Raw genomic sequence first — 15,518 nt, 5'->3', positions numbered from 1 at the left:
TCTCAACCGCACCACGCTGTGGACGTGGGGTTGTTCGTGGTTTCAGAACCAACACAGTGGACGCGAGCAACTGAGGACAAGCCCTCGGCCTATTAGTACCGGTCACCTCCACACCTCACGGTGCTTCCAGATCCGGCCTATCAACCCAGTCGTCTACTGGGAGCCTTAACCCCTCAAGGGGGTGGGAGTCCTCATCTCGAAGCAGGCTTCCCGCTTAGATGCTTTCAGCGGTTATCCCTCCCGAACGTAGCCAACCAGCCATGCCCTTGGCAGAACAACTGGCACACCAGAGGTTCGTCCGTCCCGGTCCTCTCGTACTAGGGACAGCCCTTCTCAAGACTCCTACGCGCACAGCGGATAGGGACCGAACTGTCTCACGACGTTCTAAACCCAGCTCGCGTACCGCTTTAATGGGCGAACAGCCCAACCCTTGGGACCGACTCCAGCCCCAGGATGCGACGAGCCGACATCGAGGTGCCAAACCATCCCGTCGATATGGACTCTTGGGGAAGATCAGCCTGTTATCCCCGGGGTACCTTTTATCCGTTGAGCGACGGCGCTTCCACAAGCCACCGCCGGATCACTAGTCCCGACTTTCGTCCCTGCTCGACCCGTCGGTCTCACAGTCAAGCTCCCTTGTGCACTTACACTCAACACCTGATTGCCAACCAGGCTGAGGGAACCTTTGGGCGCCTCCGTTACTCTTTAGGAGGCAACCGCCCCAGTTAAACTACCCATCAGACACTGTCCCTGATCCGGATCACGGACCCAGGTTAGACATCCAGCACGACCAGACTGGTATTTCAACGACGACTCCACCCACACTGGCGTGCGAGCTTCAAAGTCTCCCAGCTATCCTACACAAGCCGAACCGAACACCAATATCAAACTGTAGTAAAGGTCCCGGGGTCTTTCCGTCCTGCTGCGCGAAACGAGCATCTTTACTCGTAGTGCAATTTCACCGGGCCTATGGTTGAGACAGTCGAGAAGTCGTTACGCCATTCGTGCAGGTCGGAACTTACCCGACAAGGAATTTCGCTACCTTAGGATGGTTATAGTTACCACCGCCGTTTACTGGCGCTTAAGTTCTCAGCTTCGCCCCACCGAAATGGAGCTAACCGGTCCCCTTAACGTTCCAGCACCGGGCAGGCGTCAGTCCGTATACATCGCCTTACGGCTTCGCACGGACCTGTGTTTTTAGTAAACAGTCGCTTCTCGCTGGTCTCTGCGGCCACCCCCAGCTCACGGAGTAAATCCGGTCACCGGGTGTGGCCCCCCTTCTCCCGAAGTTACGGGGGCATTTTGCCGAGTTCCTTAACCATAGTTCACCCGAACGCCTCGGTATTCTCTACCTGACCACCTGAGTCGGTTTAGGGTACGGGCCGCCATGAAACTCGCTAGAGGCTTTTCTCGACAGCATAGGATCATCCACTTCACCACAATCGGCTCGGCATCAGGTCTCAGCCTCGTGTGCGACGGATTTACCTACCGCACGGCCTACACCCTTACCCCGGGACAACCACCGCCCGGGATGGACTACCTTCCTGCGTCACCCCATCACTCACCTACTAACCGCTTGGTTCGGCGGCTCCACCACTCCCCTCAACTCCGAAGAGATCAGGGCGGCTTCACGGCCTTAGCATCACGATGCTCGATGTTTGACGCTTCACAGCGGGTACCGGAATATCAACCGGTTATCCATCGACTACGCCTGTCGGCCTCGCCTTAGGTCCCGACTTACCCTGGGCAGATCAGCTTGACCCAGGAACCCTTAGTCAATCGGCGCAAACGTTTCTCACGTTTGTATCGCTACTCATGCCTGCATTCTCACTCGTGAACCGTCCACAACTCGCTTCCGCGGCTGCTTCACCCGGCACACGACGCTCCCCTACCCATCACAGCTAGCGTTGGCCGTATTGCTGCAATGACACGACTTCGGCGGTACGCTTGAGCCCCGCTACATTGTCGGCGCGGAATCACTAGACCAGTGAGCTATTACGCACTCTTTCAAGGGTGGCTGCTTCTAAGCCAACCTCCTGGTTGTCTGTGCGACTCCACATCCTTTCCCACTTAGCGTACGCTTAGGGGCCTTAGTCGATGCTCTGGGCTGTTTCCCTCTCGACCATGGAGCTTATCCCCCACAGTCTCACTGCCGCGCTCTCACTTACCGGCATTCGGAGTTTGGCTAAGGTCAGTAACCCGGTAGGGCCCATCGCCTATCCAGTGCTCTACCTCCGGCAAGAAACACACGACGCTGCACCTAAATGCATTTCGGGGAGAACCAGCTATCACGGAGTTTGATTGGCCTTTCACCCCTAACCACAGGTCATCCCCCAGGTTTTCAACCCTGGTGGGTTCGGTCCTCCACGACCTCTTACAGCCGCTTCAACCTGCCCATGGCTAGATCACTCCGCTTCGGGTCTTGAGCGTGCTACTGAACCGCCCTGTTCGGACTCGCTTTCGCTACGGCTTCCCCACCCGGGTTAACCTCGCAACACACCGCAAACTCGCAGGCTCATTCTTCAAAAGGCACGCAGTCACGAGATACGTGCAAGCACGTATCCGACGCTCCCACGGCTTGTAGGCACACGGTTTCAGGTACTATTTCACTCCGCTCCCGCGGTACTTTTCACCATTCCCTCACGGTACTATCCGCTATCGGTCACCAGGGAATATTTAGGCTTAGCGGGTGGTCCCGCCAGATTCACACGGGATTTCTCGGGCCCCGTGCTACTTGGGTGTCTCTCAAACGAGCCGCTGACGTTTCGACTACGGGGGTCTTACCCTCTACGCCGGACCTTTCGCATGTCCTTCGCCTACATCAACGGTTTCTGACTCGTCCTGTTGCCGGCAGACAACAGAAGAGAGATCCCACAACCCCGCACACGCAACCCCTGCCGGGTCTCACACGTATACGGTTTAGCCTCATCCGGTTTCGCTCGCCACTACTCCCGGAATCACGGTTGTTTTCTCTTCCTGCGGGTACTGAGATGTTTCACTTCCCCGCGTTCCCTCCACACTGCCTATGTGTTCAGCAGCGGGTGACAGCCCATGACGACTGCCGGGTTTCCCCATTCGGACACCCCGGATCAAAGCCTGGTTGACGACTCCCCGGGGCCTATCGTGGCCTCCCACGTCCTTCATCGGTTCCTGGTGCCAAGGCATCCACCGTGCGCCCTTAAAAACTTGGCCACAGATGCTCGCGTCCACTGTGCAGTTCTCAAACAACGACCAACCACCCATCACCCCGGAACCTACATCCCGAGTGCACTGGGGCCGGCACTGAAGGAAATTCATTCCCTCAGATACCCAACAGCGTGCCCGACACCCTTGCCTTCCCTCACTCGTGTTCCACGCCGAAGCAGTACTGACGAGAAGATCAGGATCAAGTGTGCCGAGTAGTCAACGTTCCACCCATGAGCAACCGTGCAGGACATTTGCCTGCAGTCGGCTATGTGCTCCTTAGAAAGGAGGTGATCCAGCCGCACCTTCCGGTACGGCTACCTTGTTACGACTTCGTCCCAATCGCCAGTCCCACCTTCGACAGCTCCCTCCCACAAGGGGTTGGGCCACCGGCTTCGGGTGTTACCGACTTTCGTGACGTGACGGGCGGTGTGTACAAGGCCCGGGAACGTATTCACCGCAGCAATGCTGATCTGCGATTACTAGCGACTCCGACTTCATGGGGTCGAGTTGCAGACCCCAATCCGAACTGAGACCGGCTTTTTGAGATTCGCTCCACCTTGCGGTATCGCAGCTCATTGTACCGGCCATTGTAGCACGTGTGCAGCCCAAGACATAAGGGGCATGATGACTTGACGTCGTCCCCACCTTCCTCCGAGTTGACCCCGGCGGTCTCCCGTGAGTCCCCAACACCCCGAAGGGCTTGCTGGCAACACGGGACAAGGGTTGCGCTCGTTGCGGGACTTAACCCAACATCTCACGACACGAGCTGACGACAGCCATGCACCACCTGTACACCGACCACAAGGGGGGCACCATCTCTGATGCTTTCCGGTGTATGTCAAGCCTTGGTAAGGTTCTTCGCGTTGCGTCGAATTAAGCCACATGCTCCGCCGCTTGTGCGGGCCCCCGTCAATTCCTTTGAGTTTTAGCCTTGCGGCCGTACTCCCCAGGCGGGGCACTTAATGCGTTAGCTGCGGCACGGACAACGTGGAATGTTGCCCACACCTAGTGCCCACCGTTTACGGCGTGGACTACCAGGGTATCTAATCCTGTTCGCTCCCCACGCTTTCGCTCCTCAGCGTCAGTATCGGCCCAGAGATCCGCCTTCGCCACCGGTGTTCCTCCTGATATCTGCGCATTTCACCGCTACACCAGGAATTCCGATCTCCCCTACCGAACTCTAGCCTGCCCGTATCGACTGCAGACCCGGGGTTAAGCCCCGGGCTTTCACAACCGACGTGACAAGCCGCCTACGAGCTCTTTACGCCCAATAATTCCGGACAACGCTTGCGCCCTACGTATTACCGCGGCTGCTGGCACGTAGTTAGCTAAGCGCTTCTTCTGCAGGTACCGTCACTTTCGCTTCTTCCCTGCTGAAAGAGGTTTACAACCCGAAGGCCGTCATCCCTCACGCGGCGTCGCTGCATCAGGCTTTCGCCCATTGTGCAATATTCCCCACTGCTGCCTCCCGTAGGAGTCTGGGCCGTGTCTCAGTCCCAGTGTGGCCGGTCGCCCTCTCAGGCCGGCTACCCGTCGTCGCCTTGGTGAGCCATTACCTCACCAACAAGCTGATAGGCCGCGGGCTCATCCTGCACCGCCGGAGCTTTCGAACCTCGCAGATGCCTGCGAGGGTCAGTATCCGGTATTAGACCCCGTTTCCAGGGCTTGTCCCAGAGTGCAGGGCAGATTGCCCACGTGTTACTCACCCGTTCGCCACTAATCCCCACCGAAGTGGTTCATCGTTCGACTTGCATGTGTTAAGCACGCCGCCAGCGTTCGTCCTGAGCCAGGATCAAACTCTCCGTGAATGTTTACCCGTAATCGGGTGACACCACGAGAGCGGAACAGTCGGAGGAATAATCCAACGGTTCACAGCGTCCTCGCTGTTGTGTTACTTCAAAGGAACCTCAACCCGATCAGGAATCCGATCAGGTCGGGGTATCAACATATCTGGCGTTGACTTTTGGCACGCTGTTGAGTTCTCAAGGAACGGACGCTGCCTTTGTACTCACCCTCTCGGGCTTTCCTCCGGGCGCTTCCCTTCGGTCTTGCGTTTCCGACTCTATCAGATCTTTCCGATCCGATTTCCTCGGTGCTTTCCAGGTTCCCGCTTTCGCGTTTCCCTTTCCGGCGGTTCCGACTTTATCAGAACTTCCGAGCCGGTCTTACCGGCCTTCGTTTCCGATTCATCGGGAGAGTGCTTCGTCGAATTCGTTGATTCGGAGAAGCTGGTAGATGTTCGCTGCTGCCCTCTGGGGTGAACCCGTCTCCAGGCAACTGTTCGAATCTACCTCCCCGCTCGCTCCGTGTCAACGGCTCTTGCGGGAACGAAGAGGACACTAGCAGCTCGCCAGGGGTGGATGCACATCAGGCGGCCGTGGGCACCGTGGCGCTGCGTTCGGCGGGCTCGACGTCACCCGTGTCGCCGCCGCGCACGGCACGGCCGCCCAGAACGTAGACGTAGGCCAGGAAGGCCAGCTCGGCGACGACTCCGATGGTGATGCGGGCCCAGGTGGGCAGGCCGGACGGGGTGACGAAACCTTCGATGGCGCCGGACACGAAAAGGACCAGGGCCAGGCCGACCGCCATGCCGAGGGCGGCCCGGCCCTCCTCGGCGAGGGCGATGCGCCGTGTACGAGGACCCGGGTCGATCAGGGTCCAGCCCAGGCGCATGCCGGTGCCCGCGGCGACGAACACCGCCGTCAGTTCGAGCAGACCGTGCGGGAGGACCAGGCCGAGGAAGGTGTCGAGGCGGCCGGCCGACGACATCAGACCGAAGCCGACACCGAGGTTGAGCATGTTCTGGAAGAGGATCCAGATGACGGGCAGCCCCAGGAAGACGCCCAGGATGAGGCAGAGCGCGGCGGCCCAGGCGTTGTTCGTCCACACCTGTGCCGCGAACGAGGCCGCCGGGTTGCTCGAGTAGTACGTCTCGTACTGGCCGCCGGGGCGGGTGAGCTCGCGCAGTTCACTCGGGGCGGCGATGGTGGACTGCACCTCCGGGTGGGTCCCGATCCACCAGCCCAGGAGGGCCGCGACGGCGGTCGACAGGAGGGCGGTGGGGACCCACCAGTGGCGGGCGCGGTAGACGGCCGCCGGGAACTGCTGGGTCAGGAACCGGGTGACGTCGCGCCAGGAGGCGCGTCGGGTGCCTGTCACGACACTGCGCGCGCGAGCCACCAGTTGGCTGAGACGTCCGGTCAGCTGGGGATCGGGCGCGCTGGACTGGATCAGGGACAGGTGGGTGGCCGTGCGCTGGTAGAGGGCGACGAGTTCGTCCGTCTCCGGACCGGTCAGCCGGCGTCGGCGCCGGAGGAGGGCATCGAGGCGGTCCCACTCCGCGCGGTGGGCGGAGACGAAGACGTCGAGGTCCATGGGTGTGCCTGCTCCTCGGCTATCGTCGGCGGCTCGTCGTGGATCAGCTTGTCGTACTGCGGCGCGGTGCGTCCTCAGCTTGGCAGACTGGCGGGGACGGGGGCAGTCAGGGGAAGGACGGCGGGCGTGAGCGAGCTGGTGACGGGCGAGGCCGTGGCGCTGGAGCTGCGCCCCGCGAGGCTGCCCAGCAGGGCACTGGCCGTCCTGCTCGATCTGGCGGTGGCCGTGGCCGTCTACGTGGCGGTGACCGTCGCCCTGATGGTGGCCACCGCGTCCTTGGACGTGGCCGCCCAGACCGCGCTGTCGATCGCGACCTTCGTCCTCGTACTGGTGGGCGGGCCGATCGCCGTCGAGACGCTGAGCCACGGGCGGTCGCTCGGGAAGATGGCGTGCGGGCTGCGGGTGGTGCGGGACGACGGCGGGCCGATCCGGTTCCGGCACTCGTTGGTGCGGGGCTTGATCGGGGTGATCGAGATCCTCATGACGCTCGGCGTCATCGCTTGTGTCGCCTCGCTGGTGTCGGCGCGGGGACGGCGGCTCGGCGACGTGTTCGCGGGCACGCTCGTCGTGCGGGAGAGGGTGCCGTTCTCGTCGGCGGGCTTCATGCCGCCGCCTCCACCCTGGCTGGCGGGGCGGTTCTCGGGGCTCGACCTGTCCGCGGTGCCCGACGATCTGTGGCTTGCCGTCCGTCAGTACCTGGCACGGATGGGGCAGCTGGATCCGCGGGTCGGCTGGGCCATGGCCGAGCGGCTCGCCGCGGACGTGGCGGCGCGTACGGGGGCTCCGGTGCCACAGGAGGTGCCGCCGCCCGCTTACCTGGCGGCGGTGCTGCAGGAACGGCAGGCGCGGGAGGGCCGGCGGGCGTTCGGCGGCGCTTCGGCGGAGGGGAGGGCTGCCGGGCCGGTGCCCGTGGCTCCCGCGCCGTCCGCCCGGCCGGCTGTACCGACAACCCCGACACCTGTGCCGACCGCTCCGCCGGCTGCCCCGTCGCCCACGCCGTCACCCGGTGGCGGCCTCGAGGTGCCGCGGGATGTGCCGTCGGACCGTCGCCCGGGTACCGGGTTCGTGCCGCCGGCGTAGGCAGGGCCGCCCGGGGCCGCTCACGGGAACACCGACGGTGGTGTCTCCAGGTCCTCCAGTTCGATCCCGGGGGCCGCGAGCACGACGTCGCCTGCGATGTGCACGGCGTGCTGCTCGCCCGTGTCCAGGGCTGTGACCTGGTATTCGTCCACGGTGAGGGGGCCGTTGTCAGTGGCGTGTGCTTCTCTGTTCAGCAAGGCCCAGGACTGGTCCACGGTGCGGGGGGCGAGGACCGGATCGGTGAGGGCGACGAGGCGTACGCGGGTGGCTGATTCCGAGGGGGTGAGGCGCAGGAGACGGGCGACGGCGACGAGGAAGGCCGGGGAGGTGCCGGTGAAGGCGTGGGCGCGCGCATTGCCTTCGGTGGCGTGGATTCCGGTGGGGTCGGTCCGGACCCAGGTGACGCCGTCGATGGCGGCACCGCGGACCTGCCAGTCGGCGGCGTGCAGTTCGAGGCGGATGGGGCGGCCGAGTTCGTCGAGGGCGAGGTCGACCGAGCCCTGGTGGTTCCCGGTGGGCGTGGTCAGCCGGGAGACGTAGCGCCAGCCGGAGGGGCCGGGGGCGCATTGGAAGTGTTCTTCCGCGAGGGGGGTGTGGTCGTGCGGATCGTGGAGCGAATAACGGCCGCGGGGCATGGGTGTCCTGGGTGGTGACGGGCTGGTCGGGCCGCTGATGCGGCCGCGGCGCCAATGGGGCAGGCCCCCGGCACGGGGGTGCGGGGGCCTGCCTCGGAGGAACCGGTGACTCAGTAGCGGTAGTGGTCCGCCTTGTAGGGGCCCTCGACCTTGACGCCGATGTAGTCGGCCTGCTCCGGGCGGAGCGTGGTCAGCTTGACGCCGAGGGAGTCGAGGTGGAGCCGGGCGACCTTCTCGTCCAGGTGCTTGGGCAGCACGTAGACGTCGGTCGGGTACTCGTCGGGCTTGGTGAACAGCTCGATCTGGGCCAGGGTCTGGTCCGCGAAGGAGTTGGACATCACGAACGACGGGTGGCCGGTGGCGTTGCCCAGGTTCAGCAGGCGTCCCTCGGACAGGACGATCAGCACCTTGCCGTCGGGGTAGGTCCAGGTGTGGACCTGCGGCTTGACCTCGTCCTTGACGATGCCGGGGGTCTGGGCGAGGCCGGCCATGTCGATCTCGTTGTCGAAGTGGCCGATGTTGCCGACGATGGCCTGGTGCTTCATCTTGGCCATGTCCTTGGCCATGATGATGTCCTTGTTGCCGGTCGTGGTGACGAAGATGTCGGCCTTGTCGACGACCTCGTCCAGCGTGGTGACCTGGAAGCCGTCCATCGCCGCCTGCAGGGCGCAGATCGGGTCGATCTCGGTGATGATCACCCGGGCGCCCTGGCCGCGCAGGGACTCCGCGCAGCCCTTGCCGACGTCGCCGTAGCCGCAGACGACGGCGGTCTTGCCGCCGATCAGGACGTCGGTGGCGCGGTTGATGCCGTCGATCAGGGAGTGGCGGCAGCCGTACTTGTTGTCGAACTTCGACTTGGTCACCGCGTCGTTGACGTTGATCGCCGGGAACAGCAGGGTGCCGTCGCGGTGCATCTCGTACAGGCGGTGGACGCCGGTCGTGGTCTCCTCGGTCACGCCGCGGATCTCGGACGCCAGCTGGGTCCACTTCTGCGGGCTCTCGCCGACCGTGCGGGTGAGCAGTTCGAGGATGACGCGGTGCTCGTCGGACTCGGCGGTGTCGACCGAGGGGACCTTGCCGTCCTTCTCGTACTCGACGCCCTTGTGGACGAGGAGGGTGGCGTCACCGCCGTCGTCCAGGATCATGTTCGGGCCGCCGGTGGGGGTGTTCGGCCACGTCAGCGCCTGCTCCGTGCACCACCAGTACTCCTCGAGGGTCTCGCCCTTCCAGGCGAAGACGGGGACGCCCTGCGGGTTGTCGGGCGTGCCGTTCGGGCCGACGGCGATGGCGGCGGCCGCGTGGTCCTGGGTGGAGAAGATGTTGCAGGAGGCCCAGCGGACCTCGGCGCCGAGGGCGACGAGGGTCTCGATGAGCACGGCGGTCTGCACGGTCATGTGCAGGGAGCCGGTGACGCGGGCGCCGGCGAGCGGCTGGGCCTCGGCGTACTCCTTGCGGATCGCCATCAGGCCCGGCATCTCGTGCTCGGCGAGGGTGATCTCCTTGCGGCCGAACGCGGCCAGGGAGAGGTCGGCGACCTTGAAGTCCTGTCGGTTGTCGACAGTCGTCATTACGGGCTGCTCCTCGGGTTGGGTCGAGGTGGGTACGGCTGACCTGCGCGGCGGCGGACACAGGGGTGCCCGGAAGAGGACACAGGCATGCCCGCGTACGCGCAGCGCAGTCCGTCGGAGGCCCTCTCTCCCTCGGCCGGCCCGTCCTGGACCGCCCGACCGCCATCAGCAGCGACGTCTGGCTCCGTCCCAAGCTACACCGCGGGCGCCCGCCGTCCCCAGTCCGCCTCCGAACACTTCCGGACGTTCACGCAGGGTGATGACGGGCGCCGGGCGGCGGTCAGTGGGCTGCGGGCGGGGCGGTCGGGCCGCCGGGGGTCGCCTCGGGGTCGGGGCCCTTGGTGGCCTCGGCCTCGCTGTAGATGTCCGGTTCCAGGTAGATGACGCGGGCGATCGGGACCGCCTCGCGGATACGGGACTCGGCGGCGTCGATCGCGGAGGCGATCTCCGTGGCCGTGCCGTCGTGCCGGACGGCGATCTTGGCGGCGACGAGCAGTTCCTCGGGGCCGAGGTGGAGGGTGCGCATGTGGATGATGCCGGTGACGGTGTCGCCGGCGACGACCGCGGCCTCGATCTGCTGGACCACCTCGACGCCTGCGGCCTCGCCGAGCAGCAGGGACTTGGTCTCGGCGGCGAGGACCAGCGCGATCAGGATGAGCAGGATGCCGATGCAGAGGGTGCCGATGCCGTCCCAGACGCCGTCGCCGGTGAGCAGGGCGAGACCGACGCCGCCGAGGGCGAGGATCAGGCCGACCAGGGCGCCGAGGTCCTCCAGGAGGACGACCGGCAGCTCCGGGGCCTTGGCGTGGCGGATGAACTCCTTCCAGGACTTCTTGCCGCGCAGCGGGTTGGACTCCTTGATGGCGGTCCGGAAGGAGAAGCCCTCGGCGATGATCGCGAAGACCAGGACGCCCACCGGCCAGTACCAGTGCTCCAGTTCGTGCGGGTGCTTGATCTTCTCGTAGCCCTCGTAGAGGGCGAACATGCCGCCGACGGAGAAGAGCACGATGGAGACGAGGAAGGCGTAGATGTAGCGCTCGCGGCCGAAGCCGAAGGGGTGTTGCGGGGTGGCCTCGCGCTGGGCGCGCTTGCCGCCCAGGAGCAGCAGGCCCTGGTTGCCGGAGTCGGCGAGGGAGTGCACGGACTCGGCGAGCATCGACGACGATCCGCTGAAGAGGAACGCCACGAATTTCGCCACCGCGATCGAGAGGTTGGCGAGCAGTGCCGCCACGATCGCCTTGGTACCGCCTGACGCGCTCATGTGTCGCGTTGTCCCTTCGACTTCAACTGTGGCCGGCTTTGCCCCGCCTTTGCGGTGCGCCATTGTTGCAGCCCGCGCGGGCCCCGACGTGCCGGATGCCCCGTCGTACGTCCCTCAGACCCGGGTCAGACGCGCACGGTGGCCCGGAAGAGCGTGCCGGTTCCGGACACTTCGGCCTTTTCGTGCGCCGGGACGAAGACGGAGCGGCCGGGGGCCAGTTCGTGCTCGCCCGCCCGTACGGTGCCCGCCGTGCAGAGCAGGATCTGCGGGGTGGGCAGGGTGAGGTCGTGGGCGCCGGAGCCCTCGGGCAGGACGTAGCGGCTCAGGCGGAACTCGTCGATCGGGGTGTCGTAGACCTCTTCGCCGTCGGGGGACGCCTCCGGGCGCAGGATGCCGGGGTCGCCGGCCTCGAAGCGGACGATGCGCAGGAGTTCGGGGACGTCGACGTGCTTGGGGGTGAGGCCGCAGCGCAGGACGTTGTCGGAGTTGGCCATGATCTCGACGCCGAGGCCGTTGAGGTAGGCGTGCGGGATGCCGGCGCCGAGGTACAGGGCCTCGCCGGGCTGGAGCCGGACGTGGTTGAGCAGCATCGCGGCGAGGACGCCGGGGTCGCCCGGGTAGTGGTGGGCGATGTCGGCGTACGGCCGGTAGGCGCCGCCGAGGCGGTCGCAGGCGGCCGCGGTCTCGGTGACCGTCCGGGACATCTCCTCGGGGTCGGCGGTGAGGATCGCGGTGAGGACCTCGCGCAGGGCGGCGTCCTCGGGGTTGGCGCGCAGCAGGTCGACGTACGGCTTGAGGGAGGCGACGCCGAGCCCGTCGAGCAGGTCGGCGGTCTCGGCCGGGGCGCGGAAGCCGCACAGGCCGTCGAAGTCGGTGAGGGCGCAGACCAGTTCGGGCTTGTGGTTGGCGTCCTTGTAGTTGCGGTGCGGGGCGTCCAGGGGGACGCCCCGGCGCTCCTCGTCCTCGTAACCGGCCCTGGCCTGGGCGAGGTCGGGGTGGACCTGGAGGGAGAGCGGGGCGCCGGCGGCGAGGAGCTTGAGGAGGAAGGGCAGTCGGGGGCCGAACCTGGCCACGGAGGCGGTGCCCAGTTCCTTCTCGGGGTCGGCGTCGACGACCTCGGCGAGGGTGCCCCGGCCGGTGCGGGAGGGGGCGCCGGGGTGGGCGCCCATCCACATCTCCGCCTGCGGTTCGCCGGTCGGCTCGGTCCCGAGCAGGGTCGGGATCGCGGTGGTGGAACCCCAGGCGTAGGGGCGGACGGTGTTGTCGAGGCGGTCCATGGGCTCTCTCTGCCGGTGCGTGCTGGTGCGTGGGCGATGCTGCGCCTGGGTCAGGCTCCCGAGGCGAGCGCCAGGTAAACGGCGGCGAAATCCGTGATGGCGATCAGTTCGGCGAGGGTCTCCAGTTCGCCGCCCTCTTCCGGTTCCAGTTCGCTGATCGGTGTGTCGTGGCCGAGGGCCAGGTCACGGGCGTTGGGGGCGGCGGTGAGGCCGCCGCTGGGGCGGTCGCGCAGAAGGACCACGCGCGCGTGGAGGGCGGGCGGTTCCTCGACGCGGTCGCGGAAGAAGTCGTCGGGGTCGGCGCCGGCGGCGAGCCGGCCGGAGAGCAGTGCGTTGTGCGCGGCGAGCGCCTCGGGCAGGTCGGCGACGACCGCGGGGGTGCCGGACAGTTCGGCGAGGGCGGCCGCGAAGCGGCGGCCCGCGGGTCCGGCGGAGGTGCCCTCGGTCCAGACGACGGGGAGGGACTCGGCCAGTTCGGACGCCAGCGTCTTGGCGGGGTTGCTGTAGGTCACGATGGCGGGCCCGCAGCGTTCGGCGATCCGGTCGAGGCGGTCGGCGACCTTGTCGATGGCTTCGGGCGGCGCCTCGAGCAGGCCGGTGCGGTCCAGCAGGGCGAGGAGTGGCGTGAGCAGCGCCCACAGCACGCCGGGGGCGGCGCCGGCGAGGGGCTCGTCGTGGTCGTAGGGGGCGGTCGCCATCGGGATGAACAGGCCGCGGGAGGCGCTCACCGCGTCGTTGAGCGGGGAGCGGGCGGGAGCTACGGCGACGACCGTGCAGCCCCTGCGGTAGGCCTGTTCGGCGAGGAGGGACAGGCCTGGCTCGGCGCCGTCGGGGGTGGCGATCAGCAGGAGGTCCACGGAACCGGCCCAGCCGGGCAGTTCCCAGCGCAGGGCGCCCGCGGCGGGGGCGACGCCGGTGGGGGCGAGGCGGGTGACGGGGCTGCCCGCCCCTGCGAGGGTGCCGAGGAGGTCGGCGGCGTGGGTGGCGGCGGCGCCGGGCCCTGCGATCAGTACGGCGCGGGGGCGGCCGTCCGGCTTGAGGTTGCCGACGCCGGCTTCGGCGGCGTGCCGGGCGGCGGTGCGGACGCGGGCACCGGCCTCGGCGGCGCCGCGGAGCAGGCCGCGGTGGTCGGCCTCGGTGAGGCGCTCCGGGGCGTCGAGGAGCGATTCGTCGAGCATGGCGGCAGGTCTCCGATCGCCGGGGCGTTCGTTCGAGTGCGCGGGTGCGCGGGGGCGTCGCCGGGTTGCCGGTCGCCTGGCCGGCGGTTACTCGGGGCGGCGGGCCTCGTCGACGAGAAGGACCGGGATGCCGTCGCGCACCGGGTAGGCCAGGCCGCAGTCCTGGCCGGTGCAGATCAGCTCCGCGTCCTGCTCCTCGAGGGGGGCGTGGCAGGCGGGGCAGGCGAGGATCTCCAGGAGGCCGGCTTCGAGCGGCATGGGGGTTCCCTTCGGGGGCGGTGGGGCTTGTGTGGATGTGCTGGTCAGGGTACCGCCGGGGCGGGGCTCGTGCGGGTGGCCCATCTTGAACCCGGCGTTGGTGCTGGGGAGGCGGTCGCGTGGCCCGGCGCTCGCGGGGTGCCTCCCCCAGTGCCTGAACGGCCTGGGAGGTACCCCCACCGCCCACCCGTGCCGCCCCAGCGGCACGACTGCCCGCAGCGGCGGCCGGGGAGTTGCACGAGGTCCGCGGCTGCGGCTAGGCGCGGATGATCGCCAAGGCCTCGTCCCTGACCTTCGTCATCGTCGCCTCGTCGCGGGCCTCCGCGTTCAGGCGGAGCAGCGGCTCGGTGTTGGAGGGGCGGACGTTGAACCACCAGTCGGGCGCCTGGACGGTGAGGCCGTCCAGGTCGTCCACGGTGACGTCGTCGCGGCCCTCGTAGGCGGCCCGGATCGCGGCGAGGCGGGCCTGCTGGTCATCGACGGTGGAGTTGATCTCGCCGGAGCCGGTGTAGCGGTCGTAGGCGGCGACCAGGGCGGACAGCGGGCGGTCCTGCTCGCCGAGGGCGGCGAGGACGTGGAGGGCGGCCAGCATGCCGGTGTCGGCGTTCCAGAAGTCCCGGAAGTAGTAGTGCGCGGAGTGCTCGCCGCCGAAGATGGCGCCGGTCCTGGCCATCTCGGCCTTGATGAAGGAGTGGCCCACGCGCGTGCGTTCCGGTGTGCCGCCGTTCTCCCGTACGACCTCGGGGACGGACCAGGAGGTGATCAGGTTGTGGATGACCGTGCCCTTGCCGCCGTTGCGGGCCAGCTCGCGGGCGGCCACGAGGGCGGTGACGGCGGACGGGGAGACCGGCTCGCCGTCCTGGTCGACGACGAAGCAGCGGTCGGCGTCGCCGTCGAAGGCGAGACCGAGGTCGGCGCCCTCCTCGCGGACGCGCCGCTGGAGGTCGACGAGGTTGGCCGGGTCGAGCGGGTTGGCCTCGTGGTTGGGGAAGGTGCCGTCCAGTTCGAAGTACATCGGCACCAGGTCGAGGGGCAGGCCGGCGAAGACCGTGGGGACGGTGTGGCCGCCCATGCCGTTGCCCGCGTCGACGACGACCTTGAGGGGCCGGATGCCGGTGAGGTCGACCAGGGAGCGCAGGTGGGCCGCGTAGTCGGCGAGGGTGTCGCGCCGGGTCACCGTGCCGGGGCGGGCGGACGGCTCCGGGGCGCCCACCTCGCTCCAGCGTTCCACCAGGGCGCGGATCTCGGCGAGGCCGGTGTCCTGGCCGACCGGGGCGGCGCCCGCGCGGCACAGCTTGATGCCGTTGTACCGGGCGGGGTTGTGCGAGGCCGTGAACATGGCGCCCGGCAGGCCGAGCGCGCCTGAGGCGTAGTACAGCTGGTCGGTGGAGCACAGGCCGATCCCGGTCACGTCGGCGCCGCGGGCCGCCGCGCCGCGCGCGAAGGCGCCGGACAGGCCGGGGGACGAGGGCCGCATGTCGTGGCCGACCACGATGGCGTCCGCGCCGGTCAGTTCGACGAAGGCCGCGCCGAACAGCTCGGCCAGCGACTCGTCCCACTGGTCCGGGACGACACCGCGCACGTCGTACGCCTTCACGATCTGCGACAGATCAGCAGCCACGGCCAACCTTCCTGAAAGTCCTGTCGGAGCCCACAAACTACCCCGTAAGGACCGGCGGACCGCCCGGGCGGTTCCCTGA

At 67.1% G+C, this 15,518-nt stretch carries 9 protein-coding genes and 2 rRNA genes; 1 reads left to right on the top strand and 10 read right to left on the bottom strand.

Annotated features, from left to right (window positions below; genetic code table 11):
* Nucleotides 1–72: 72 nt before the first annotated feature.
* The 3 genes from Sru02f_RS03575 to Sru02f_RS03565 form a co-directional block, all read right to left on the bottom strand.
* Nucleotides 73–3,192 (bottom strand): 23S ribosomal RNA (locus Sru02f_RS03575).
* A 274-nt stretch (nt 3,193–3,466) separates the two neighbouring features.
* A 16S ribosomal RNA gene (locus Sru02f_RS03570) occupies nt 3,467–4,994 on the bottom strand.
* Together the 16S and 23S rRNA genes form the textbook arrangement of a ribosomal RNA operon.
* A 559-nt stretch (nt 4,995–5,553) precedes the next feature.
* Nucleotides 5,554–6,561 carry a stage II sporulation protein M gene (locus tag Sru02f_RS03565; RefSeq protein WP_109034523.1) on the bottom strand — a complete coding sequence of 336 codons (1,008 nt, stop codon included), beginning with the start codon at nt 6,559–6,561 and terminating at the stop codon, nt 5,554–5,556.
* A 126-nt stretch (nt 6,562–6,687) separates the two neighbouring features.
* Between Sru02f_RS03565 and Sru02f_RS03560 the strand changes: the two genes are divergently transcribed.
* Nucleotides 6,688–7,641, top strand: a complete 954-nt coding sequence (locus Sru02f_RS03560) for an RDD family protein (RefSeq protein ID WP_109034525.1) — start codon at nt 6,688–6,690, stop codon at nt 7,639–7,641.
* 20 nt (nt 7,642–7,661) lie between these two features.
* Here Sru02f_RS03560 and Sru02f_RS03555 read toward each other — a convergent pair whose 3' ends face one another.
* The 7 genes from Sru02f_RS03555 to Sru02f_RS03525 form a co-directional block, all read right to left on the bottom strand.
* Nucleotides 7,662–8,276, bottom strand: a complete 615-nt coding sequence (locus Sru02f_RS03555) for a hypothetical protein (RefSeq protein WP_109034527.1) — start codon at nt 8,274–8,276, stop codon at nt 7,662–7,664.
* 110 nt (nt 8,277–8,386) lie between these two features.
* Nucleotides 8,387–9,844, bottom strand: a complete 1,458-nt coding sequence (gene ahcY, locus Sru02f_RS03550; protein WP_003975788.1) for an adenosylhomocysteinase — start codon at nt 9,842–9,844, stop codon at nt 8,387–8,389.
* Between the two features lie 280 nt (nt 9,845–10,124).
* Nucleotides 10,125–11,105 (bottom strand): cation diffusion facilitator family transporter, encoded by a 981-nt coding sequence (locus Sru02f_RS03545; protein ID WP_109034528.1) that lies wholly within the window; start codon nt 11,103–11,105, stop codon nt 10,125–10,127.
* A gap of 125 nt (nt 11,106–11,230) precedes the next feature.
* On the bottom strand, nt 11,231–12,382 hold the full coding sequence (gene manA / locus Sru02f_RS03540; RefSeq protein WP_109034530.1) for a mannose-6-phosphate isomerase, class I: 1,152 nt from the start codon (nt 12,380–12,382) through the stop codon (nt 11,231–11,233).
* 50 nt (nt 12,383–12,432) lie between these two features.
* Nucleotides 12,433–13,560, bottom strand: a complete 1,128-nt coding sequence (locus Sru02f_RS03535) for an SIS domain-containing protein (RefSeq protein WP_109034532.1) — start codon at nt 13,558–13,560, stop codon at nt 12,433–12,435.
* A gap of 87 nt (nt 13,561–13,647) precedes the next feature.
* A complete protein-coding gene (locus Sru02f_RS03530; protein WP_061444380.1) occupies nt 13,648–13,818 on the bottom strand; it encodes a Trm112 family protein in 171 nt (56 codons plus the stop codon).
* A 256-nt stretch (nt 13,819–14,074) separates the two neighbouring features.
* The gene (locus tag Sru02f_RS03525; RefSeq protein ID WP_109034533.1) at nt 14,075–15,439 is read right to left on the bottom strand and encodes a phosphomannomutase/phosphoglucomutase; all 1,365 of its coding nucleotides are present in this window, start codon (nt 15,437–15,439) and stop codon (nt 14,075–14,077) included.
* Between the last annotated feature and the right edge of the window lie 79 nt (nt 15,440–15,518).

Origin of the sequence: Streptomyces rubrogriseus (assembly GCF_027947575.1) — a bacterium.
Lineage (GTDB): Bacteria > Actinomycetota > Actinomycetes > Streptomycetales > Streptomycetaceae > Streptomyces > Streptomyces rubrogriseus.
Note: the sequence above shows the minus strand (reverse complement) of the source record. Positions and strands in the feature narration are given on the sequence as shown.